Annotated in this window: 21 protein-coding genes and 1 tRNA gene; 14 read left to right on the forward strand and 8 right to left on the reverse strand. The window is 65.7% G+C overall.

From position 1 onward, the window contains the following. The first annotated feature begins 73 nt into the window (after positions 1-73). From BMX85_RS11740 to BMX85_RS11760, 5 genes are all read left to right on the forward strand, one after another. On the forward strand, positions 74-4,348 hold the full coding sequence (locus BMX85_RS11740; RefSeq protein WP_229210401.1) for a PAS domain S-box protein: 4,275 nt from the start codon (positions 74-76) through the stop codon (positions 4,346-4,348). 214 nt (positions 4,349-4,562) lie between these two features. After that, on the forward strand, positions 4,563-4,889 hold the full coding sequence (trxA, locus tag BMX85_RS11745) for a thioredoxin TrxA (RefSeq protein WP_090317452.1): 327 nt from the start codon (positions 4,563-4,565) through the stop codon (positions 4,887-4,889). Positions 4,890-5,057: 168 nt separating this feature from the next. Further along, positions 5,058-6,320 carry a transcription termination factor Rho gene (gene rho, locus BMX85_RS11750; protein WP_090317455.1) on the forward strand — a complete coding sequence of 421 codons (1,263 nt, stop codon included), beginning with the start codon at positions 5,058-5,060 and terminating at the stop codon, positions 6,318-6,320. Positions 6,321-6,598: 278 nt separating this feature from the next. Further along, a complete protein-coding gene (locus tag BMX85_RS11755) occupies positions 6,599-6,868 on the forward strand; it encodes a type B 50S ribosomal protein L31 (protein ID WP_090317457.1) in 270 nt (89 codons plus the stop codon). Between the two features lie 112 nt (positions 6,869-6,980). Further along, positions 6,981-8,705: an ArnT family glycosyltransferase gene (locus BMX85_RS11760; RefSeq protein ID WP_090317462.1), complete on the forward strand. Its 1,725-nt coding sequence runs from the start codon at positions 6,981-6,983 to the stop codon at positions 8,703-8,705. 55 nt (positions 8,706-8,760) lie between these two features. Here BMX85_RS11760 and BMX85_RS11765 read toward each other — a convergent pair whose 3' ends face one another. Beyond that, the gene (locus tag BMX85_RS11765; RefSeq protein ID WP_090317465.1) at positions 8,761-9,159 is read right to left on the reverse strand and encodes a hypothetical protein; all 399 of its coding nucleotides are present in this window, start codon (positions 9,157-9,159) and stop codon (positions 8,761-8,763) included. Positions 9,160-9,625: 466 nt separating this feature from the next. On the opposite strand from BMX85_RS11765, the gene BMX85_RS11770 reads away from it, so the two are divergent. Next, positions 9,626-11,530, forward strand: a complete 1,905-nt coding sequence (locus BMX85_RS11770; protein WP_090317468.1) for an AAA family ATPase — start codon at positions 9,626-9,628, stop codon at positions 11,528-11,530. Here BMX85_RS11770 and BMX85_RS11775 read toward each other — a convergent pair. Then, positions 11,527-12,078, reverse strand: coding sequence for a hypothetical protein (locus BMX85_RS11775; protein ID WP_090317471.1), 552 nt, complete (start codon positions 12,076-12,078; stop codon positions 11,527-11,529). The two genes, BMX85_RS11770 and BMX85_RS11775, sit on opposite strands and share 4 nt — an antisense overlap. A gap of 243 nt (positions 12,079-12,321) precedes the next feature. Between BMX85_RS11775 and BMX85_RS11780 the strand changes: the two genes are divergently transcribed. Beyond that, positions 12,322-12,406: transfer RNA gene (locus BMX85_RS11780), tRNA-Leu, on the forward strand. Between the two features lie 106 nt (positions 12,407-12,512). Here BMX85_RS11780 and BMX85_RS11785 read toward each other — a convergent pair. After that, on the reverse strand, positions 12,513-12,707 hold the full coding sequence (locus tag BMX85_RS11785) for a hypothetical protein (RefSeq protein WP_090317474.1): 195 nt from the start codon (positions 12,705-12,707) through the stop codon (positions 12,513-12,515). Between the two features lie 187 nt (positions 12,708-12,894). Between BMX85_RS11785 and BMX85_RS11790 the strand changes: the two genes are divergently transcribed. The 4 genes from BMX85_RS11790 to BMX85_RS31420 all read left to right on the forward strand — a co-directional run bounded on the left by BMX85_RS11790 (position 12,895) and on the right by BMX85_RS31420 (position 15,244). Continuing rightward, on the forward strand, positions 12,895-13,401 hold the full coding sequence (locus BMX85_RS11790) for a hypothetical protein (protein ID WP_143067951.1): 507 nt from the start codon (positions 12,895-12,897) through the stop codon (positions 13,399-13,401). A 137-nt stretch (positions 13,402-13,538) separates the two neighbouring features. Further along, positions 13,539-14,255, forward strand: coding sequence for a choice-of-anchor J family PEP-CTERM protein (locus tag BMX85_RS11795; RefSeq protein WP_090317480.1), 717 nt, complete (start codon positions 13,539-13,541; stop codon positions 14,253-14,255). A gap of 62 nt (positions 14,256-14,317) precedes the next feature. Then, positions 14,318-14,641 carry a hypothetical protein gene (locus tag BMX85_RS11800; protein ID WP_090317482.1) on the forward strand — a complete coding sequence of 108 codons (324 nt, stop codon included), beginning with the start codon at positions 14,318-14,320 and terminating at the stop codon, positions 14,639-14,641. A gap of 99 nt (positions 14,642-14,740) precedes the next feature. Then, positions 14,741-15,244 (forward strand): glycine zipper 2TM domain-containing protein, encoded by a 504-nt coding sequence (locus BMX85_RS31420; RefSeq protein WP_090317485.1) that lies wholly within the window; start codon positions 14,741-14,743, stop codon positions 15,242-15,244. A 48-nt stretch (positions 15,245-15,292) separates the two neighbouring features. Here the strand turns inward: BMX85_RS31420 and BMX85_RS11810 are convergent, their stop codons facing one another. After that, entirely contained in the window at positions 15,293-16,846 is a 1,554-nt protein-coding gene (locus BMX85_RS11810) for a S10 family peptidase (protein ID WP_177196710.1), read from the reverse strand. A 121-nt stretch (positions 16,847-16,967) separates the two neighbouring features. Next, complete coding sequence (locus BMX85_RS11815) at positions 16,968-18,293, reverse strand: BNR repeat-containing protein (protein ID WP_090317760.1); 1,326 nt, start codon at positions 18,291-18,293, stop codon at positions 16,968-16,970. 102 nt (positions 18,294-18,395) lie between these two features. On the opposite strand from BMX85_RS11815, the gene BMX85_RS11820 reads away from it, so the two are divergent. After that, positions 18,396-18,842, forward strand: a complete 447-nt coding sequence (locus BMX85_RS11820; RefSeq protein WP_090317488.1) for a hypothetical protein — start codon at positions 18,396-18,398, stop codon at positions 18,840-18,842. A gap of 19 nt (positions 18,843-18,861) precedes the next feature. Here BMX85_RS11820 and BMX85_RS11825 read toward each other — a convergent pair whose 3' ends face one another. From BMX85_RS11825 to BMX85_RS11835, 3 genes are read right to left on the reverse strand one after another with little or no spacing between them, the layout of a single operon-like run. Then, the gene (locus tag BMX85_RS11825) at positions 18,862-20,085 is read right to left on the reverse strand and encodes an ABC transporter permease (protein ID WP_229210402.1); all 1,224 of its coding nucleotides are present in this window, start codon (positions 20,083-20,085) and stop codon (positions 18,862-18,864) included. Next, positions 20,082-20,882 carry an ABC transporter ATP-binding protein gene (locus tag BMX85_RS11830; RefSeq protein ID WP_304529054.1) on the reverse strand — a complete coding sequence of 267 codons (801 nt, stop codon included), beginning with the start codon at positions 20,880-20,882 and terminating at the stop codon, positions 20,082-20,084. Before BMX85_RS11830 ends, BMX85_RS11825 begins: the two co-directional genes overlap by 4 nt. Further along, a complete protein-coding gene (locus BMX85_RS11835) occupies positions 20,879-22,102 on the reverse strand; it encodes an efflux RND transporter periplasmic adaptor subunit (RefSeq protein ID WP_090317491.1) in 1,224 nt (407 codons plus the stop codon). Before BMX85_RS11835 ends, BMX85_RS11830 begins: the two co-directional genes overlap by 4 nt. A 291-nt stretch (positions 22,103-22,393) precedes the next feature. Here BMX85_RS11835 and BMX85_RS11840 point away from each other — a divergent pair, with 291 nt between their 5' ends. Continuing rightward, complete coding sequence (locus tag BMX85_RS11840) at positions 22,394-23,113, forward strand: dienelactone hydrolase family protein (protein ID WP_090317494.1); 720 nt, start codon at positions 22,394-22,396, stop codon at positions 23,111-23,113. An 87-nt stretch (positions 23,114-23,200) separates the two neighbouring features. After that, on the forward strand, positions 23,201-23,545 hold a 345-nt coding region (locus BMX85_RS11845; RefSeq protein WP_373923541.1), incomplete at its 3' end, for an alpha/beta fold hydrolase.

Genomic DNA, 23,545 nt, shown 5'->3' on the forward strand with positions numbered 1-23,545 from the left:
TCGGAAAGGGAAGCTCTTGTTGCACAGCCGTCCCCGCGTTCGCACGAGCTCCTGGCGCCGTTTACCGCGCAAGGTGGCGGCGCTCGCCCTGCTGCTCGTCCTGCTGCTCGCCTGCGCGGTCGCGGGCGCGCAGGCGGCCGAAAAAGTCACCATCCAGCTCAAGTGGCGGCACCAGTTCCAGTTCGCCGGCTACTACGCCGCCCAGGACCAGGGCTACTACCGCGACGCCGGCCTCGACGTCACCCTGGCCGAGGCGGTGCCCGGCAGCGATCCGCTGCAAAACGTCGTCGGCGGCGCCGCGCAGTACGGGGTCGGCAACACCGGCTTGCTGCTGGCGCGCGGCGCCGGCCAGCCGGTGGTGGTGCTGGCCTCGATCTTCCAGCATTCCGGCGCGGCGCTGCTGGTGCGCCATGGCCCCGACGGCAAGCCGCGCCCCTGGCCCGGCAGCCGCGTCATGCTGGCGCCCAACAACGAAGAGTTGACGGTCTACCTGCAAAGGCTGGGCGTGCGCGGCGACAGCGTGTACCAGCTCGCCCACACCCACGGCTACGAAGAACTGTTGCAGGGCCGTGTAGACGCCATGTCGGTCTACACCACCGAGGCGCCGTTCGTCCTCGAACGCACCAACCTGTCCTACGAGATCCAGTCGCCGCGCGCCCTCGGCCTCGATTTCTACGGCGACGTGCTCTATACGACAGAAAGCGAATTGCGCGAGCATCCGGCGCGCGCGCGCGCGGTGCGCGAGGCGACCCTGCGCGGCTGGCGCTACGCCATGGCCCACCCGGGCGAGATCGCCGACCTGATACGGGCCCGCTACCCGGAACGCAACAGCCGCGAGCTGCTGATGTTCGAGGCGCGCCAGATCGCCGCGCTGCTGGAGCAGGACTTGATCGAACCCGGCTACAGCAATCCCGAACGCTGGAGCGCCATCGCCGGCGCCTACATCCAGCACGGCATGCTGCCGGCCGGTTTCAAGCTCGACGGCTTCCTGTACCAGCCCGAGGGATCGAACCGGCTGCTGCGCCAGGGCGGCGCCGCGCTCGGCGCGCTGTTGCTGCTGGTGGCCGTGGCCGGCGCCTGGCGCCTGCGCAAACAAGCGGCCGCGCTGGGCGCGGCGCGCGCCGAACAAAACAGCGCGGAGCGCATCGCCGGCCTGGCGCTGGAAGGCTCCGGCGCCGGCATGTGGGAATGGCGCGTCGACACCGGCGCGCTGAAGCTGTCGGCGCGCTATTGCGAGCTGCTCGGCTACGGCGGCGGCCACGGCGCGACCACGGCGCCGCTGGCGCAACCGTTCGCGCAGTCGATCGACCAGTGGCGCGGCCACGTCCATCCCGACGACCTGGCGCAGGTCGAACGCCGCATCCAGGATTGCCTGACCGCCGCGCCCGACGGCAACGTCCAGATCAGCAGCGAACACCGCATGCGCTGCCAGAACGGCGCCTGGAAATGGGTGCTGATGCGCGGCATGGTCATCGAACGCGACACCGCCGGCCGGGCGCTGCGCGCGGTCGGCACGCTGGCCGACATCAGCGACCGCGCCGCCGCCGAGCACGCGCGCCTGTGCGCGGTGGTCGACGCCACCCCGGGCGCGGTGCTGATCGCCGACAAGAGCGGGCGCGTGCGCCACGCCAATCCGGCCTGCGCCGCCAGCTTCGGCTACGAGGGCGACATGGCCGGACGCTCGGTCGACCACCTGGCGCCGGAAGCGATGCGCAGCAACGGCCGCGGACGCGAGCTGTTCGCCCGCCGCAACCTGCCGGGCCGGGTGCTGAGCGCGCACCGCGCCGACGGCAGCACCTTCCCGGCCATGGTGCATATCTCGCAGGTGGAGCTGGGCGGCCAGGAGCTGGTGATCATGGCGCTGCGCGACATGACCCAGCGCCAGCGCGCCGAGGAGGCGCTGCACGCCAGCTCCGAGCGCTACCGCCTGATCGTGCAGACCGCCGCCGAGGGCATCTGGATGAGCGACGCCGACGACCGCACCACGTTCGTCAATCCGACCATGGCGCGCATGCTCGACTACGACGTCGAGCAGATCATGGGCCGCGCGATGACCGACTTCATGGACGCCGACGGTCGCCTGCAGCTGCACCACCACCTGCAACGGCGCCTGGCCGGCGAGGCGATCCAGGGCGACGTCAGCTTCCGCCGCAGCGACGGCACCACCGTCTGGTGCCTGCTGTCGACCACCGTCATCAACTCCGACGCCGGCCACTACGCCGGCACGCTGGCCATGCTGACCGATATCACGGCGCGGCGCCAGGCCGAGGGCGCGCTGCGCGGCTCGAGCCAGCGCCTGGCGTCGATTTTCAACGCCGTCACCAACGGCCTGGTGATGGTCGACGGCAACGGCGCCATCCTCGAGCGCAACGCCGCCGCCGCCCGCATGCTGGCGCACGCGCTGCCGATCGAGCCGTGCGGCCGGGACGGCGGCGGCGGCGGCCTATGGTGCGGGGTGCGCGAGGACGGCACCCGCGTCGACGCCGCCAGCCATCCGGTGCGCCTGGCGATCGTCACCGGCCTGTCGGTGCGCGACGTGGTGATGGGCATCGCCCAGCCCGACGGCGCGCTGCACTGGCTGTCGATCAACGCCGAACCGATTCCCGACCAGGGCGGCGCGGTGCCGCTGGTGGTGGCCAGCCTGACCGACATCACCGACCGCAAACGCGGCGAGGACGCGCTGCGCGAGTTGAACGAACACCTGGAGGAGCGCGTGGCCCAGCGCACGCTGGAACTGGACCAGGCGCGCCAGGTGGCCGAGGAGGCCAGCCAGACCAAGGGCCAGTTCCTGGCCAATATGAGCCACGAGATCCGCACGCCGATGAACGGCGTGATCGGCATGGCCTACCTGGCGCTCAAGACCGACCTCGATCCGCGCCAGCGCGACTACCTGGAAAAGATCCGCTTCGCCGGCGAGCACCTGCTGGGCATCATCGACGACATCCTCGACATCTCCAAGATCGAGGCCGGCAAGCTGGAGATCGAGCAGGTCGACTTCGCGCTCGAACACGTGATCCAGACCCTGACCACGGTGGTCGCGCCCAAGGCCGCCAGCCGCGAGCTCGAACTGGTGTTCGACCTCGACCCGACCCTGCCCAGGGTGTTGCGCGGCGATCCGCTGCGGCTCGGCCAGGTGCTGATCAACTACACCAACAACGCCATCAAGTTCAGCGAAAAGGGCCGCATCGACGTGCGCGTGCGCCAGGTCGCCGCCGACGCCACCGGCTGCCTGCTGCGCTTCGAGGTGAGCGACTGCGGCATCGGCCTGTCCGAGGGCGAGATCGACAAGCTGTTCCAGTCGTTCCAGCAGGCCGACACCTCCACCACGCGCGAATACGGCGGCACCGGCCTGGGCCTGTCGATCTGCAAGCAACTGGCGCAGCTGATGGGCGGCGAGGTCGGCGTGCGCAGCCGGCCCGGCCACGGCAGCACCTTCTGGTTCACCGCCCGCCTGGGCTTGTCCAGCGCCAGCGTGCCGGCGCTGATCGACCGGGTCAAGGACGCCGCCGCCGAGCTGCTGGCGTCCTCGCGCAGCGCGGCGGTGATGGCGGCGCTGAAGAACGCCCGCATCCTGCTGGTCGAGGACAACACCTTCAACCAGCAGATCGCGCTCGAGATGCTGGAGGAAGTGGGCTCGTCGGTGTGCCTGGCCGCCAACGGCATGGAGGCGCTCGAGCTGCTGCGCCAGACCGCCTTCGACTGCGTGCTGATGGACGTGCAAATGCCGCTGATGGACGGCCTGGAGGCGACCCGCCGCATCCGCGCCGACCCGCGCCTGGCCGACATCCGGGTGCTGGCCATGACGGCCACGGCCACCAGCGAGGACCGGGTGCGCTGCATCGAGGCCGGCATGGACGATTTCATCTCCAAGCCGATCCAGCCGGCGTTGATGTACCAGACCATCGCCAACTGGCTGCCCGAGCGCGACGGCGCGCGCGACCGGCCGCCGGCGCCGGCGCGGCCGGCCTTCAAGACCACGCTGGGCGGCGATCCGGCGGTGATCGACCTGTCGATCCTGGCCAAGCTGCTCGGCTACCACCCGCACAAGGTGCGCAAATTCGCCTTCAAGTTTCTGCAAAACAGCCAGGACGTCATCACCCGCATGGAATCGGCGCTCAAGCGCGGCGACATGACGGCGGTGCGCGACCTGAGCCACCGCCTGAAATCGCCGGCGCGCACCGTCGGCGCGCTGGGCATGGGCGAGCTGCTGCTCGAGCTCGAGGAGCTGGCGCCGGACGATCCGGCCAGCGCCGCGAAGGCGCGCGCGCTGCTGGCGGACCTGTGGCCGCTGCTGGAAAAGATCACCGAGCAGATCATGACCAACACCACCTTCGCCGACGACAATTGAGGTCTTTCGACATTCCGCCGCACATTTTTAAAAAATGGGTTATTATTTCAGCCATCCCCGCCTGCCGACCTTGTTGCCATCCCATCCAAGACATTGAATTCGCGCAATTGGCCACCATCTGTTGCCTCTAACCGGCAACGTTGTAGGCGATTGCGGACAACATGGCATAATCTCCAGGCGTTATTGACCCACACAGACCTCGATTGAGGAATATATGAGCGAAAATATCAAACACATCACCGATACTTCTTTTGACGCCGACGTCCTGAAGTCCGACCGCCCCGTGCTGGTCGATTTCTGGGCCGAATGGTGCGGTCCTTGCAAGAGCATCGCCCCGATCCTGGAAGAAGTGGCCAAGGAATACGACGGCAAGATCCTGATCGCCAAGATGGACGTCGATTCGAACCAGGCAGTGCCTGCCAAGTTCGGCATCCGCGGCATCCCGACCCTGATCCTGTTCAAGAACGGCGTTCCCGCCGCTCAAAAAGTCGGCGCGATGGCAAAAGGTCAACTGACTTCTTTCATCGACAGTAATATCTAAGTACGATAGTATTTGCCTGCATCGACGGCGCCGCGCCCGCGGCGCCGTCGCTCACCAGGCGGAAAACGATGGCCCGGCCAGACCGCAGCCCGTTTTATAATTAAACAGACAACACCACGCAGTTCCCTCCCCTACCTTTACTTTCCCGTCACGGGACACTCAACACATATGCATCTATCTGAATTAAAGGCCCTACACGTCTCGGCATTGCTGGAGATGGCCATCGGTCTTGATATCGACAACGCGGCGCGTCTGCGCAAACAGGAACTGATGTTCGCGATCCTGAAAAAGCGCGCGAAATCCGGTGAACAGATCTTCGGCGACGGCGCCCTGGAAGTGCTGCCCGACGGCTTCGGCTTCCTGCGCTCGCCGGACGCCAGCTACATGGCCTCCACCGACGATATCTACATTTCCCCCTCCCAGATCCGCCGCTTCAACCTGCACACGGGCGATTCGATCGAGGGCGAGGTACGGACCCCGAAAGATGGCGAGCGCTACTTCGCGCTGGTCAAGGTCGACAAGGTCAACGGCGAATCGCCGGAAGCCTCGAAGCACCGCATATTGTTCGAGAACCTGACGCCGCTGCACCCGAACGAGCCGCTGCGCCTGGAACGTGACATCAACGGCACCGAAAACATCACCGGCCGCATCGTCGACCTGATCGCGCCGATCGGCAAGGGCCAGCGCGGCCTGCTGGTGGCGTCGCCGAAATCCGGCAAATCGGTGTTGCTGCAGCACATCGCCCACGCGATCACGGCCAACCACCCGGACGTGACGCTGATCGTGCTGCTGATCGACGAACGCCCGGAAGAAGTGACCGAGATGCAGCGCTCGGTGCGCGGCGAAGTGGTCGCCTCGACCTTCGACGAACCGGCCACCCGCCACGTGCAGGTCGCCGAGATGGTGCTGGAAAAAGCCAAGCGCCTGGTCGAGATGAAAAAAGACGTGGTCATCCTGCTGGACTCGATCACCCGCCTGGCGCGCGCCTACAACACCGTGATCCCGGCCTCGGGCAAGGTCTTGACCGGTGGTGTCGACGCCAACGCGCTGCAGCGTCCGAAGCGTTTCTTCGGCGCCGCCCGCAACATCGAGGAAGGCGGCTCGCTGACCATCGTCGCCACCGCGCTGATCGAAACCGGTTCGCGCATGGATGACGTCATCTACGAGGAATTCAAGGGTACCGGCAACATGGAGGTGCACCTGGAGCGCCGCCTGGCCGAGAAGCGCGTCTACCCGGCGATCAACCTGAACAAATCGGGCACCCGCCGCGAGGAACTGCTGATCAAGCCGGACCAGCTGCAGAAGATCTGGATCCTGCGCAAGTTGCTGTACTCGATGGACGAGATCGAAGCGATGGAGTTCATCCTCGACAAGATGAAGGCCACCAAGAACAACGGTGAGTTCTTCGACATGATGCGCCGCGGCGGTTAAAACCGCCCGCAGCTTCGTTGCCCCTCCTTGCCGTGCTATTCGCACTGGCTGCGTCGGGGCGCCTCGCCGCGAGCGGTTTTAACCGCCGCGCGAGGCCGGGTTGGGAAAAACGAAGCGCATCATGACAAACAGGCAACCTCGGTTGCCTGTTTGCGTTTACGGCTGTATAATCCCCGGTCGCACTATCTAAACCACTGGCAAGTGATCGGCAATCGGGTCAAGAAGCAGGATCGACCGACGAAGTGCTGTTTGGCTACCTAACCTACCGAGGCTTCAACATGAAACCAGAAATCCATCCAGAATACCGCGACGTCGTGTTCCACGACCTGTCGTGCGACTTCAAGTTCGTCACCCGTTCGACCATCCAGACCCGCGAAAAGATCCAGCACGAAGGTAAAGAATACCCGCTGGTCAAGATCGAGGTGTCGGCTGAATCGCACCCGTTCTACACCGGTAAGCACAAAATCGTCGACACCGCTGGCCGCGTTGAGAAATTCCGCCAGAAATTCGGCGCCGTCGGTTCGAAGACCCAAGTCGCCCAAGGTTAATTCCTTCCCGCGATCGAAAAAAGCAGCCTCTGGCTGCTTTTTTTGTTTGTCGGCCTCGCCTGCCGCCGGTTTTCCTTCATACTCCCGTCTACCTCAATTTGCACACTGATCGATGAAGCCAGTTCGTCTTCCCGCCGCCGCCACCCTGGCGCTGCCACGCTGGGCCCTGTTCGCCCTCGGCCTGCTCTACATCCTGCCCGGCCTGATCGGCCGCGACCCGTGGAAGAACGACGACGCCGCCAGCTTCGGCATCATGTGGACGATGGCGCACGGCACCTGGCAGGACTGGCTGTGGCCCAACATCGCCGGCCTGTCGATGCCCGACGAGGGCCCGCTGGCGTTCTGGCTCGGCGCGCTGGGCATGAAACTGTTCGGCTGGCTGCTGGGCGACGTCATGGCCGCCCGCGTCGGCACCATCGCCATCTTCCTGATCGGCGTATCGTCGCTGTGGTTCGCCACCTTCAACCTGGGCCGCCGCCAGGACGCGCAACCGCTGCGCCTGGCATTCGGCGGCCAGCCCGAGCCGGACGACTTCGGCCGCACGCTGGCCGACGCCGCCGTCCTGATCTACCTCGGCTGCCTGGGCTTGCTGCTGCACAGCCACGAGACCACCTCCGAGGCGCTGCAGGTGTCGCTGACGGCGTTCATGCTGTACCGCACCGTGCGCTACGTCGAGGCGCCGTCGCTGCGCAACGCCGCCCTCAGCGGCCTGGCCATCGGCCTGCTGACATTGACGCGCGGCTGGGTCACGCCGGTGTTCCTCATGCTGGCCGTGTTCGCCTGCACCCGCCTGCTGGCCCAGCCGGTGCTGCGCGCGCTGCGCGACCTCGGCCTGGCGCTGCTGGTGGCCGCCGCCGTCGCCGCCGTGTGGCTGGTGCCGGCCGAGGCGCTGCACCCCTACCACCAGCAGCCGCTGCAGGCGTGGATGGACTGGAACCTGCACCAGGTCGCGCTGCCCACGCTGGCCGCCTTTAAATACTTCTTCCGCGTCGGCGTCTGGTTCTTCTGGCCGGCGTGGCCGTTCGCCGGCTGGGCCGTCTGGGCCTGGCGCCGCCAGCGGCTGGCGCTGCACATCGTCGTGCCGCTGGCCTTCGTCACCATGGGTACGCTGCTGAGCCTGTCCACCGAGACGCCCGAGCAGGGCCAGTTGCTGGTGCTGCTGCCGCCGCTGGCCGTCATGGCCGCGTTCGGCCTGCTGACGATGAAGCGCGGCGCCATCAACGCCATCGACTGGTTCTCGGTGATGGCGCTGACCTTGTGCGGGGCCGTCATCTGGCTGTTCTGGATCGCCAAGCTGACCGGCTGGCCGGCGCAGTTCGCCAAGAACGCGTTGAAACTGGTGCCGGGCTTCACGCCCGAGGTGGGACTGGTGGCGGTGCCGGTGGCGCTGCTGGCCACGGCCGGCTGGTTCGCGCTGGTGCACTGGCGCGTGTCGCGCCGTCCTACCGTGCTGTGGCGCGCCGTGGTGCTGTCGTCCGGCGGCGTGATCCTGATCTGGATCTTGCTGATGACGCTGTTCCTGCCGGACGTCAACTACAGCAAGAGCTACGCCAGCGTGGCGCGCCAGATCGCCCAGAAAATTCCGTCGAAGGCCGATTGCATCGAAACCAATGTGGGACCGGCGCAACGCGCCTCGTTCGCCTACTACGCGCAACTGCCGTTCACCGGCGTCGAGGGCGGGCGCTGCGAACTGTTGCTGCTGCAGGACAGCACCAAGGTGCGCGACAACCGCGAGATCCAGCCGCAACATCGCGGCAAGCAGTGGGTGTTGATTTGGGAAGGCCGCCGTCCGGCAGACCGCTCCGAGCGCTTCCGCCTGTACCGCCGGGTCGACTAACCCGGCGGAAAAACCCGCACGCCGGCGGCCGGCGTCCGCCCGCAGCGCGGCCGCATCAGCGGCGCGCCATCATGATCGTGTTGGCCGGCAGCTTGGCCGCCATCGGCAGCTTTTCGAAGTTGCTCAGGCCCACCGTGTCGCCTTCGTCGGTGAACTTGATGCGGGTGCCGGCCTCGGTGACGAACTCGGTCGGCGACGACGCGAAAATACGCACGCGCTCGCCATTGTCGAGCTGCGTGTAGAAATGGTTGCCGTTCTGCGTGAACTGCAGCATCTGGCCGTTGGTCAACTCATAGGTGTTCTTGAATTCGGCAAAATCGCCGGGCGTCATGTAATGGCGGGTCGGCTTGGCATTGATGTGCACGCTGCTGTCTTCGGCGTGGGCGGCGCCCATGGACGCCAGCGAGGTCATGACGAGGGCGGCGGCGGCGATGCTGGACAGGGTCTTTTTCATGGTGTGCTCCGTAAGGTTGTTGGTTCAATAAACTGCTCGGGGATCACCGCTGGAATGTGCTGTTCAGCGGCTGACGTGATCACATTAGCAAATGCCGGCGCCGATATCCGGCGTTTGCGACGAGCGGTAAAACGGCGGGCGTCAAAAGCAAAAAACGGCGACAAACCGGAGCCGCGCAGACCGCGCCCGGGCCGTACCGCGGCGGCGGGCGGCGCGCGCCGCCGGCTGTTGCGCGCCACGCTTTTTTGTTGAGCAAACGCGAGACAAAACGAAAAAGGACCGCTATAGTTCACCTACGACGAGTTGCCGCACGGCATGTTAGTTTCACAAGATTCGTCCCAAGTTAACCCTTAGCAACACCCGGCTGCGCCACACCGCGCACCGGCAACGGCGGCCTCGGCTGCTGCGCCCGACTCCCGCGCACCAGCCCGACACTTAGCTGCCCACTCCAGGTTGGATAGCGCATATGTTTACTCTTCACAAACTTCAATCCGCACTACGCAACAATTACGTGCGCGCCGCGCTGCTGCTGGCCGCGCTCGCCGCCGCCGCGCTGTTCAGCTGGCGCAGCGACGTGCCGCAGGACACCGGCCCGATCATGCGCTCGCAGGACATTTCGCAGATCACCGCGCTGGCGGCCCAGCGCGACAAGCTCGAATACCTGATGGTGGCCGCGCCGCTGTCGGAGGCGCCGCGCTACATCTTCAAGCTCAAGGGCGACCCGATGCTGCGCGTGATCAAGGTGCCGAGCACCTCGCACCTGAGCCTGGAGCGCGAAGTCCTGCTGCGCAATAACATCCCCTATTCCATCGCGCGCGAGGATTACCTGGCGTCGCACAAGGCGGTGCTGGTCGACGAGGACGACAGCAAGCTGGCGCGCGCCGGCGGCTTCCTGCGCCGCCACGCGGTCGATATCCTGCTGATCGGGCTGGTGCTGTTCCTGCTGCGCCATGGCATCCCCGGCACCGGCGTCAGCGCCACCGTGCTCAATCCGGAGCAGCTCAAGGGCAATATGGACGACCTGATCGGCATGGAGGATATCAAGCAGGAAGTGCTGCACCTGGAAGACATGATCCGCAACCGCGCCGTCTACCGCGAGCACGACATCGACAAGCCGTTCAACGTCATGCTGACGGGCCCGGCCGGCACCGGCAAGACCAAGCTGGCCGGCTACCTGGCCAAGCGCCTCAACGTGCCGCTGATCCAGGCGTCGGCGTCGGCGCTCGAATCGGGCTATATCGGCGGCGGCTCCAAGGCGCTGCACGCGCTGCACCGCAAGGCGTGCGCGCGCGGCAGCTGCATCATCTTCCTCGACGAGGCGCAGGGCTTGTTCATGCCGCGCGGCCGCGGCGAAAAAAAATGGGAAGACGACACCGCCAACACGCTGCTGGGCCTGCTCGACGGCGTGCGCAGCGACCAGGGCGCCGGCGTCATCTGGGTGGTCGCCTCCAACTTCGACGACGCCTCGTCGCAGATGGACGAGGCGATGCTGCGCCGCTTCTCCGTCAAGATCAACTTCCGCCTGCCCAACAAGGGCGAGCGCAGCGAACTGCTGCGCTCCTTCCTGTCGCGCAAGGCCGAGGGCTGCGTCGATTGGGACGCGCTCAACCTCGACCACGTGGCCGAGATCACCGCCAACCTCAGCCCGGCGCTGCTGCAGACGGTGGTCGAGCGCGCCAGCATGATCGCCATCCAGGAGAAGGCCATGATCAACACCGACTTGATGTTCCGCGCCTTCGAGCGCGCCACCATCGGCCTGACCGACCGTGCCACCACGGCCGAGAAGACGCGCCAGCGCGAACGCGTCGCGCTGCACGAGCTGGGCCACTTCTTCATGCAGATCGATCCGTGGCTGCGCGAAGGCTTGCCGCTGGCCGAGGTGAAGGAACGTTCGCCGCTGCTCAAGATCAGCACCGAGTCGGTATCCAAGCTCGGCGCGCTCGGCTATGTGTTGTCGGCGTCGGACGACGTCGCGCTGCGCACGCTCGAGGAGCTCGAGCGCGACGTGATCCAGCTGTACGGCGGCGTGGCGGCGGAGGAATTGTTCTACGGCGCGCGCGGCATCTCGGTCGGCAGCCAGAACGATATCCAGAAGGCCACTTCGATGCTCGACATGATGGTCAACAAGCTGTCGATGTACTCGCGCTCCAAGCTGGACTATTCGCAATTCAAGAACAAGGAAAACGACCTCGACCAGGTTCAGGCCAAGGCCGACGAGCTCTACACATATACCTTGCAGTCGATCAACGACTACCGCGAACAGATCAACGAACTCAAGGATGTTCTGATGGATCAGTATGTGCTGTCGAAGGACGCCATCTTCGCGCTGCTGGAGCAGCAGCATCAGCAGCGCTTGTTGAAGGCCGCCTAGCGGCTCAATCCCTGGGACAGGGCCAGCACCAGTTGGGAAACGTTGACCGCGACCAAGAGCCACATGATGAGTTCGACGCGGCCGAGCCGATGGTCCACACTACCGACGCGCTGGTCGACCCTTTCCACCCGCTGGTCGACCCCTCCGACCCGCTGATCGACCCTTTCCACCCGCTGGTCGACCCCTTCGACCCGCTGGTCGAGCTTGTCAACCCGCGTGGTCAGGTTGTCGATCCTGGCGGACAGGGCCGCCACATCGGCACGCAATAGCGAGACCTCGTGTTCGAGCGTCTGCAAGCGCCAAACCAAACCGTTCAGCCGCTCCTCCAGCACCGTCGCTTTGACCGTCAGCGCGGCGACCTCCTTGCGCATCGCGCCCACCATTTCACTGTGGGTGTGCAGCACCCGCTCGAGTGCAGCCAGGCGCTCGTCCTGATCGCCCAGTTGCTCGCCGTGGGATTCAAGTTGCTCGGTGTGCGCCGCGTTCACCAGGTCGGTGAGCGCATCGACCCGCGCGGCCAGCATATCCACTCTCTCGGACAATTCCATAGCGCCCCTCCGCTCTTTCCGGTGCACGACACAAGTTTACACTGTTTGCGGCAATACGATGGTCGTTCAAGCAGCCATTATGGGGCCCGAAAAAACGGGCTCATCCGACAAAAACAGCGCGCTTTGATCTGCGTCGAGCAGGAGCGGTGTTGGCCGGGACGGCCTGCCACTTGCTTAAAAACCAAATAGTGCGCATCAAGGCTTGCGGCTGCGAACCAAATCAGTGATAATGCGGGTCGCGTTGCCGGGATGGCGGAATAGGTAGACGCACGGGACTCAAAATCCCGCGCCGCAAGGCGTGCCGGTTCGATTCCGGCTCCCGGCACCATGAATACGAATTGCATACGCGTGACACAGCGTCACCAAAAAAAAACCCGCAGCGCCAACAGGCTCCGCGGGTTTTTTTTGCGTATGGCGTCAGCGCGCCAGCCACATCACTGATAGCGGCGCAGCGCGTCGCTCTTGCGGCGTGTCTCCGGATAGGCCAGCACGCGGCGAATCGCTTCCGCAGGGACCTTATACGTTTGCATATAGGCCCAGGCGATCGCGCTGCCTTGCGACTCGGCCAACCAAATTCCATGTTCCACCGCCGCGCTCAGCGAAGCGTTGTGTCGTTGCTCTGTTTGCATGTGCTCTCTCCCAATAGACACGCAAGTTATCATAAAAATAAAAACAATGTAGCATGCGAACTATAGTGCCATATTATACTGTATAAAAAGACAATTTCCGCAACCATGCCGCCAACCCTCCGTTAGGCCCCGAACAGACGCCGCCCGGCTTCCGCCTTACGCTGGGGTTTTAAACACGGGAGCAGTCATGGGCTTTGACCTTGGAAACTTATTGCAGCAGTTCGCGGGACATCCAACCGCGGCCGATCCGGAAGGCGTCGCGCAGGCGTTCTCGCACGTGGTCGGCGATACGCCGCGCTCTTCCATCGCGCAAGGCTTGGCGTCCGCCTTTTTGTCGAACGAAACGCCGCCGTTCGGCCAGCTGGTCAGCCAGTTGTTCGTGCGCAGCGATCCGCAGTTGCAGACTGCCTTGCTGAACCAGCTGCTGGACCACGTCAGTCCGGCGATGCTCACCGCCCTCGCCGGCAGCGTCGGCGAACTGTTCACCGCCAACGGCCACGCCCAGCTCACGCCCCAGCAAGTCGCCGAGATCACGCCGCCGCAAGTGGCCGAAATCGCCACCACCGCGCAGCAGCACAACCCGGGCGTGGTCGAGCGCGTCGCGACCTTTTTTGCCGACCACCCGCAGCTGGTCAACTTGCTGGACAGCGCCAGCCTGAAGGTCGCGCTGGGCAAGATGGCCCAGGTGCATTAACAAGGGGCGCCGAAGCGGCAAAGCGGCGATCAAACTACGGCCCGGTTGTTCTGGGTTTAATGACAATTAATTAAGCATGCTATTTTGGCCATGACGGCGGGCGCCCGCTCGCCGTTTTCCACTTACTGGAGGTTAAGATGGCTGTTTCATTCAAATCCGCTTTGCTGTCCGCTTTCGCGTTGGCATTGACCTTGGGCCTGAGCACGGGCGCCTCGGCCGATCCGCTGACCGAAAACTTCGACACCGGCCTGCCCGCGGGCTGGACCGTCAACAACCTGAGTCAACCGCCGGGCACGCTCGCCTGGTTCCAGGGCAACGAGTTCGTTTTCGACGCGCAGCAGGGGGCGCCGAACTCCTACCTGGCCGCCAATTTTGAATCCGGCGCCGAGTTCTCCACCATCAGCACCTGGCTGATACTGCCCACCTCCACCTACCGCAACGGCGACACGCTGTCCTTCTACAGCCGCACCGCCGAGTTCTCCGAATGGCCGGACCGGTTGGAGGTCCGCTTCAGCAACGCCGGCGGGACCGATGTCGGCAGCACGGCGACCAGCGTGGGCACCTTCTCGACGCTCCTCATCAGCATCAATCCGACGTTGCAGGTGGGCGGCTATCCGGAGGAATGGACCCGCTACAGCGCCACCCTGAGCGGCCTGACCGGCCCGACCACGGGCGCGTTCGCGTTCCGCTACACGGTCACCGACGGCGGCCTGTTTGGCGCCAATTCGAACTACATCGGTATCGACACGGTGCAAATCAGCGCCGCCGCCGTGCCCGAACCAAGCGTCTACATGATGATGGCGTTCGGACTGGGCATGGTCGGCTACGCGCGCAGGCGTCAGTTGCGCGCTTGAGCGGGCGCCGCGGGGCGGGCCTCGCCGTCGCGTGGGGTCCGCCCCCGGCGTAGAATGTCGCCATGGCTACCAAATCCCCGAAATCCCCCACCTTTCCCGGTCCGTTGACGGCGCGCGGCGCCGTGCTGGCGGTGCTGCTTTCCGATAGCGACCAGTCCGGCAACCCGCCGCTGCAAGGCCGCACCTCGCTGGCCGCCATCATCAAGAGCCTGAAGCGCAAATATCACTGGCCGGTCGAGGTGAGCAGCTTTCCGTCGAACGGCGCCGATGGCCGCGCCACCTGGGCCACCGTCTACAGCCTGCCGGCGGCCGTGGTCGAACGCGCGCTCGACCGGGGCGGACGCGAATGGCTGGAGCGACGCGGCGCCGCCAAGAGCGCGCCGTAACATCTGCTTACTCCGGAAACACTTTCCTGGTCACCCTGTTCGCTCCCGGCCCCGTTATAGGAGCAAGCGCCAGCCATGGCGATATCTGGAGAGAAGAAAATGGAACATACCCTACCTAACCGCATGCACCCGCTGCTGGCCGTCGCCGCGTTTTCCGTCACCCTGGTGAGCCTGGTGGGCGCCGCCTCCATCCTCGGCCTGCTGCCGTACTCGCAAGCGAAAGGCAGCGTGCAGCCAGAGATCAGCGCCACCGCGCCAATGATGCAGGCGAACCAGCCGCTGAGCGCGCAAGGACAGGCGCCGCAGCCGCAGCCACGCCAGGTGGTCGAGCATCGCACGGTGGTCCATCACACCTATGCGCCGGCCCGCCAGGCGAGCCGCAATGACGACCGCAACGAGGTTGCGCAAGCGCCGCCGCAGCGCGCGCCCGCGCCGGCGCCACAGAACAGCGCGGTCGGTATCGGCCTGGGTGCGGTGGTGGGTGGGCTGCTGGGCAACCAGGTGGGTGGCGGCAAGGGCAGGACGCTGGCCACCATCGCCGGCGCGATGGGCGGCGCCTACGCCGGCAACGAGATCGCCAAGCGCAACCAGCAACAACAATAATGACGACCGCGCGGTCCGGCGTTCGCACACGCCGGACCGCGATTCGGTTTAGTACTTGGCCGGCGCGTTGGGCGCCGGCGTGGCCTGCCGGATAAAGTCGCGCAGATCGTCGTTGGCGCGCGCCAGATCCTCCGACCGCAGATACATCATGTGGCCGCTGCGGTAGCCTTCGAAGCGCAGGCGGTCCTTCATCTTGCCGCTCGGGTCCAGCTGCCACATCGTATACTTGGCGTCGAAATAGGTGCAGGCGCCGTCGTAGTAGCCCGACTGGATCATCACCTTCAGGTAGGGATTGGCGGCCATCGCCAGGCGCAGGTTCTCGCCGGTCTTTTCGTTCTTGAAATCCCATGGATGGACGTCGCCGAACAGGTTGTACTTGATGTCGGTCTTGTAGCCCAGGTCCACCCGCAGATACTGGTTGATGGCCGGCGTGAACGAATGCAGCCACGAGGTCAGCTCGGCGTTGTAATCGACCTTGTCGCCGGAATCGGTCTTGTCGATGCCCAGATAGCGCGAGTCGAGGCGGCCGACGGTCTTGCCCTGCTTGCGCAACAGCTCCTTCCAGAAACTATCGACCGGCACCGACAGGTTATTCTGCAGCACATACGCTTCCGACAAGCCGGAGTAACGCGCGAACCTGGCCGCGATCTGCGCCTTCTTCTGCGGATCGATAAAGCCGCCGCGCGCCGCCGCCGGCAGCAGTTCGTCGACGGTGAAGGCTTCGACCTCCGGCAGCAGATCCTTCAAGTCGCGCGCCTGCAGGTCGACCGGCAGCACCTTTTGATACCATGCGGTGGCGGCGAAGTACGGCAGCGCCAGCGCGTCGCCAACGATGCCGTCGCGCTTGAGGCCCAGCTCCGTCGGCGACACCAGCACCACGCCGTTCAAGTACATCCACTGGGCGTTCTGCAATTCGAGCGCCAGGCCGGCCACGCGCGAGGTGCCGTAGCTCTCGCCGATCAAGTATTTAGGCGACGTCCAGCGGCCTTCGCGCGAGACGAAGGTGCTGACCCATTCGGCCAGGTAGGAAATGTCGGCATTGACGCCGAAGAAGCGCGCGCGGTCGCTCTTGCCATCCAACACGCGCGAGAAGCCGGTGTTGACCGGATCGATGAAGATGATGTCGGCGACGTCGAGGATCGAGTGCGGATTGTCGCGCACGCCGTAGGGCTGGGTCGGATAGCCTTCGGCGTCGAGGTTCAGCACTTTGGGGCCGGTGTAGGCGACGTGCATCCACACCGACGCCGATCCCGGGCCGCCGTTGAACGACAGCACCAGCGGACGCTTGCTCTTGTCGGCGACGTCGGTGCGCTGGTAGTAGGTATAAAACAGGGTCGCGCTGACCTTGCCATCCTTGTCCCACACCGGCTGCGTGCCGGCCGTGACCTTGTACGGCACCGCCTTGCCCTTGATGGTGACGGTCGCGGTTTTGCTCACGCGCGAGTCGGCCTTGATGACGCGCTCGTTGGCCAGCAGATCGGCCGCGCGCTCCTTGCCCGGCGCCGGCGTGGACGCCGCTTTGTCGGCTTTGTCGGACTCGTGGTCCTGGGCGCAGACGGCGGCGCTGAGGGCCAGCAGCAGGAGGGCAAGCGTGGATTTCATGGGCTACTCTTGACGTTAAAAAATCAATGGTAGTCCAATCAAATACCAACCGACAACAAAATACGTGCTGCCGGCGGTGCCGATTTGTCACGTATTGTTTCAAGACGGTGTCAATGCGGTGTCAACGCGGCCGCCAGTCCAGCACCCGCACCGGCCGGGGCGGCGCCGCCGCCTGTCCCTCGCCGTCGACCTGCTGCACGTCCTGCACGAACAGGCTGAGCATACCGTTGCGCCGCCACAACTCGGTATCGAAACTCGGCTCCCACGCGCCCACCGACGCGGCGGTCAGATCGCCGACTTGCCACTTGCCGCCGACAAAATCGCTGATGCTGACGACCGACACCTTGCTGCCGCGCTCCTCGTCGCGGAACACCAGCAGGCCGCCCGGCTTGCCGGTGCCGGGTCCGGCATCGACCATGATTTGCGGGCGCGCGATCGGAATGCGCTTGGTGCCCTCCCCGCTCAGCGAAAACGCCGTCTTGCGGAAATCGAAGGGGCGCACCGTCCAGCCGTCGCCGTCATGAAACACCACGTGGTACTGCGGCACCGCCGAGCCGGCGTCGCGCCAGTAGCTGGCGATGTAGGGATGGCCGTCGCTGTCGGCCGCCATCGAGGTCTGGTTGATCAGTTCGCTGTTTTGCGGAATGCGCAGCGCGTACTCGGCGCTGTCGGCGCTGATCGGCAAGGCGTACGGCCGGCCGGCGGAGGTTTCCCAGGTCACGCCGCCGTCGCGCGAACGCGCGTAGGCCAGGTCGTGGTTGCTGGCCACGTCCGGCGATTCGCGCCACACCCAGGACAGGTGCAAGGTGCCCCGGTGGTCGAGGAAGGCTTGCCAGTAGGCGTTGCGCCGGCCCTCGCCGGTGATCAGGTTAGTGTGCAGCCGCGACCAGCGCCGCGTTTGCGCGTCGTAGCGGTTGATGACCAGGTCGCCCCGGCCGGAACCGCCCAATCGGTAGAAAAACAGCAGGTTGCCGTCCGGCAGGCGGTAGAACTCGGGATACGACACCGACTCCTCGTCGGCGCCGACCATCGCCAGCTTGGCACCCAGCTCCAGCGAGCCAGGCTTGACGCCGCGCGCGTAGCGCAGCGCGTTGTTGTGGTGGTCCCAGGACACATGCAAATACCCGGCGCCATCGAGCATCAGGCTGATGGCGTTGTGGGCGTCGGCGGCGTTGCCGCGGTATGGCGTGCGGCGCGTGGTCCAGCGCGACGTGCCCAGCTTGCGCTTGCCCAGCACCAGATAGCGTTCGGCGTCGTAGTAGCCGACGTACTGCGTGTGCCGGTCGGAGACGAGCGAGTTCTTGCGGAACACCACGGCGTTGACCGAATTGTTGGCCCAGCCGGGGCCGACCACCGATTCCACCGGCGCCGTGGCGCGCTCGACCGCCTCGGCATCGGCGGCGATGCAGACGGCCAGCAACGCCGCCGACCACCAGCTTTTCCTCATCTTGGCATCCTCATTGACCCACATCAATTGCAACCTTAGTTTCCCATTGGAAAATATGACATATAATGTCACCCGCCTCACCCGCGCCTAAAAAATGCCGCCATGACTACTGACATCCCCGACACTCCGCCGCAAGACGCCGCCCTGGCATTCTGGCAGCAGCGCATCAAAGCCAGCCGCTGGTTGATCACCAAGACCATCGGGCTGGGCGCCTGCGCGGCCGTGCTCGGCGTGCTGGGCCAAGGCTGGCTGGAGCACGCGGCGCCGCTGTTTCCCGTCATCAGCCAGAATTATGGCATCTGGCAAGCCGCTTATCTGCTCTCCCTGCTGATCATTTTCTGTATCTGGGTGGCCGCGATGCGGCAAAAAATGGGGCTGCTGGCGAACAGCAAACAGGGTTTCCAAGTCCAGCTGCGCATCGACGAGCACAACGAGCGGCGCGCGCAGCGGGCGCTCGAGGCCCGCGAGCGGCGCAAGAAACTGGAAGAGGACCGCGACCCGGTGCTGTTCTTCAAGAGCGCCGCGCGCAGCAAGAAATTCGACTACTAAGTTCGGCCACCGCGCCACGTCACTCGTAGCGCAGGCAATCGACCGGCAGCAGCTTCGAGGCCCGCCGCGCCGGGTAAAAACCGAAGAACACGCCCACCAGGCTGGAAAAGCCGCACGCCACCACCACCGCCTGCAAGGTGATGAACACGTCGAACTTGCCGCTCGCCGTGATCGCCGCCGCCGCGCCCGTGGCCACCAGAATGCCGAACACCCCGCCCACCAGGCAGATGACCACCGCCTCCGTCAGGAACTGCAGCAGCACGTCGCGCGGCTTGGCGCCGATCGCCATGCGGATGCCGATCTCGCGGGTGCGCTCGGTCACCGACACCAGCATGATGTTCATGATGCCGATGCCGCCGACGATCAGCGAGATCGCGCCGATCAGGCCAAGCAGCGCGGCCAGGCCGGCGCTGATGGTCTTGGCCGTCTCCGCGAACGAGGCCAGGTTATCGATGCGGAAATCGTCCGGCTGCTCGAACTTGATGCGGTGGCGGTCGCGCAGCGTGTCGTTGATGTCCTGGATGGCGTCCTGCAGGTTGCCGCCGGATTTGCCCTGCGCGACCACGTAGTGCACATTGCCGGGGAACGGCATCTTCACCAGGTTGGCGGCGGCGGCGGTGATCGGCACCAGCACGTAGTCGCTCAAATCGCCGCCGTCGACCTGCTTGCCCTCGCCGTACAGCACCCCGACCACCTGGAACGAGACGTTCTCGATGCGGATGTATTTGCCCAGCGGGTCGATCTTGTAGAAGAACTGGTCGGCGATCTTGCGGCCGATGACCACCATGCGCGCGGCCGCGCGCACGTCGGCGTCGCTGAAGGCGCTGCCCTTGTCGATCTTCCAGCCGCGGATCTTGAACATGTCCGGCGTGACCCCGTGCACCGTCTTCGACGCGTTCTCGTTGCCGACCGCCAGATTGAAGCCGCCCTGCAAGGTCGGCGCCGCGCCGGCCAGCGACGGCAGCCGGTTCAGCGCCGCCGCGTCGAGCATCGTCAGCGCCGGCGCGGCGCCGTTGCGCAGGCGCTGCTGCTGCGCGCGATCGCCGCCGGGGGAGATGAACAGCATGTTGGTGCCCAGCTGCTCCAGCTGCTTGGAGATGAAACGCTTCATGCTGTCGCCGACGGCCAGCAATAGCACCACCGAGGCGATGCCGATGATAATGCCCAGCATCGTCAGCAAGGTGCGCAGGCGGTTCGCCAGCATCGAGCGGAACGCCTCGATGGTGATCTGCAGGGGATTCATGGCGCCGCCGTGCTGATCGGTGGCAGGTTCAGCGCCGCCTCCTGGCTCAGCGCCATCTCGCGCAGGCCTTCGGCGGCGGGGCCGTCATACAGCACATGGCCGTCCTTGAGGCGCATCAGCCGCTTGCTGTAGGCGGCGATGTCCGGTTCGTGCGTGACCAGCAGGATGGTGATGCCGCGCTCCTGGTTCAACTGCTGGAACGAGCGCATGATCTCCTCGCTGGTCTGCGTATCGAGATTGCCGGTCGGCTCGTCGGCCAGGATCAGCGGCGGATCGCCGACCAGCGCGCGGGCGATCGCCACGCGCTGCTGCTGGCCGCCGGACAGCTGGTTCGGCGTGCGCCTGGCGTACTCCTTGAGCCCGACGCGCTCCAGCTCCACCAGCGCCTTGGCGTGCGCCCTGGCGCGCGACACGCCGGCGTAGATCAGCGGCAGCGCGACGTTCTCCGCCACGCTCATGCGCTTGATCAGGTTAAAGCTCTGGAACACGAAGCCGATGGTGCGGTTGCGGATGGTGGCCAGTTCGGCGCGCGACAAGGTCAGGGTATCGACGCCGTCGAGGAAGTAGCTGCCGCCGGTGGCCTGGTCGAGGCAACCGAAGATGTTCATCAAGGTCGACTTGCCCGAGCCGGACTGCCCCATCACCGCCAGGAAGTCGCCGCGCGGCACCGCCAGGTCGATCCCGAACAGCACCCGGGTCTCGACGCCGCCCGAGAAGTAGCTCTTGGTGACGCCGCGGATGTCGATCAAGGCATCGGCCGCGTTGGTCGCCTCGGCGCCGGCGTGTGGCGTCCTCAACGCACACCGTCCTTGTTCTCGACGATCGCGCGCGTGACGACCTTGTCGCCCTTCTTCAGGGCGCCGCCCACCACCTCCGTGTAGCGGAAGTTCGACAGGCCGATCCTGACGTCGACCGGCTGCGGCTGATTCTTGGCGTCGAGCGTGTAGATCTTGAAGGTGCGCGTCAGGTCGGCCTTGGTGCGGAACGCCGCATCGTCGTCCGGCGGCGGCGCGTCGAGCGCGCTGTCGGCGTCGGCGCCGGCCGCACCCTTGCCCTTGGCCGCCTTGGCCTGCCGCTCGAGTTCCTCGTCGCTGAGGCGGAAGCGCAGCGCGGCGGTCGGAATCCGCAGCACGTTCTCGCGGTTGCCCACCAACAGGCGCACCTGCGCCGTCATGCCAGGCTTGAGCAGTTCGTCCTGGTTGTCGACGTCGAGCACCACGTTGTAGGTGACGACGTTCTGCACCACGTTGGCCGCCAGGCGGAATTGGCGCATGCGCGCCTCGAATTCCCGGTCCGGATAGGCGTCGACCACGAAGCGCGCCTGCTGCCCCTCCTTCAACGCGCCGACATCCGCCTCCGAGACGCTGGTGTCGATCTGCATCTTGGTCAGGTCCTGCGCGATCTGGAACAAGGTCGGCGTGGTGAACGACGCCGCCACCGTCTGCCCCAGGTCGACGGTGCGCTTGATGATCACGCCGTCGATCGGCGAGCGGATCACGCTGTTGTTCAAGTCCGCCTGCGCGCGCGCCAGCTGCGCCTGCGTCAGCTGGATGTTGGCCAGCGCCACGTCGACCTCGCGCTTGGACTGGTCCAGCGCCAGCGGCGAGATGAAGCTCTGCGTCACGAGGGTCTGGTTGCGCTGGTGCGTGGCCTGGGCCAGCCGCAGCGAGGCGCGCGCCGACGCCAGCTGCGCCTCGCCCTGGCGGATCTGCGCGTTGAAGATGGTCGGGTCGAGCGTCAGCAGGACCTGGCCCTTTTTCACGCGGTCGTTGAAGTCCGCCTTCAGCACGTTGACGGTGCCCGAGACCTGGGAGCCGATGTTGATCAGGGCGACCGGGTTGATGGTGCCGGTGGCCGTCACCGTCTGCGTGATGGTGCCGGTATCGACCGCCGCCACGCGGAACCGTGGCGGCTCCACCACGGGGGTCTGGCTTTTGGTATAGAACGCCAGCGCGGCGCCGCCGATCACGATCGCGCCAACCGCCAGCGCGATCTTTTTCTTGGTGAAAAAGGCCATCGTTTTTCGTCTGTCTCATAGGGGAGATCCGGCCATATGCGGATCGGCCCGGCAAGTATTGAGCAGTTTTGCAAAAAACGCAATCCGGCGCTGAAAATCGTCGTCGCTCGGACCGGGATGGCGGCGCGTATCACTTAGGGGATGGGCCCCGGCACCCCGATGTCGGGATATGCATTTTTGCAATCCAGCTTTGCACGAATGGCCGTTCCCAGCGGCGCAATTCGGCCCTACCATGCACTCGATCGGCAGCCCGCAACTGTGTGGCAGCGCCCAACACCACGGAGCAAAAACATGAACGCATCCTCCAACGAATCCCTCACCGTCACGGTCGCCGAAGGCAGCTTCCAGTGCTACGTCGCGCGGCCGGCCGGCAGCGGCGGCGCGCCGGCCACGCCGGTGATCGTTGTGCTGCAGGAGATCTTCGGCGTCAACGCCGGCATCCGCAGCATCTGCGACGACTACGCCGCCAAGGGCTACATCGCCGTCGCCCCCGACCTGTTCTGGCGCGCCGCGCCGGGGCTGGACATGTCCGAGGCCAATCCCGGCGACTGGGAGCGCGGCTTCGCGCTGTACGGCGCCTACGACTTCGGCGCCGGCGTCGGCGACGTCGCCGCCACCGTGGCCGCCGCCCGCGCCATGCAAGGCGCCTCCGGCAAGGTCGGCGTGACCGGCTACTGCCTGGGCGGGCTGATGACCTTCCTGACCGCCGCCCGCGCCGACGCCGACGCCTTCGTCGCCTACTACGGCGGCGCCACCGAAAACTACGCGGCCGAAGGCGCCGGCGTCAAACGCCCGCTGCTCTACCACCTGGCCGGCGACGACGAATATATCGGCAAGGACGCCCAGGCGGTCATCCACGCCGCCCTCAAGGACAACGCCAACATCGAGATGCACACCTACCCGGGCTGCAACCACGCCTTCGCGCGCCCGGGCGGCGACCACTACGACGCCGCCGCCGCGACCCTGGCCAACGGCCGCACCGACGCCTTCTTCACGCGGCACCTGAACTGAATTCAACCCCTGACGGCAATCACCAATAAGGAAAACACCGTGTCCAATAACGAAAACAACCAAGTCAATCCAGCGCGCCGCTCCGCCATGGTCGGCGGCGCCGTCGCCGCGGCGGCGGCCGTCGCCACCGCGCTGCCGCTGGCCGCCGTGACCACGGCTGCCGAAGCGGCGCCCGCCGCCAAAGGCGGCCCGGTGGCCCACTCGGTGAGCACCATCACCACCCGCGACGGCGTCGAGATCTACTACAAGGATTGGGGTCCGCGCACCGGCCAACCGGTCGTGCTCAGCCACGGCTGGCCGCTGAACGCCGACAGCTGGGAATCGGCCGCCTTCCACCTGGCCAACAACGGCTTCCGCGTCATCACCCACGACCGCCGCGGCCACGGCCGCTCCAGCCAGCCCTGGGACGGCAACGACATGGACCACTACGCC

It is taken from the genome of Duganella sp. CF517 (genome assembly GCF_900110275.1).
Lineage (GTDB): Bacteria > Pseudomonadota > Gammaproteobacteria > Burkholderiales > Burkholderiaceae_D > Rugamonas.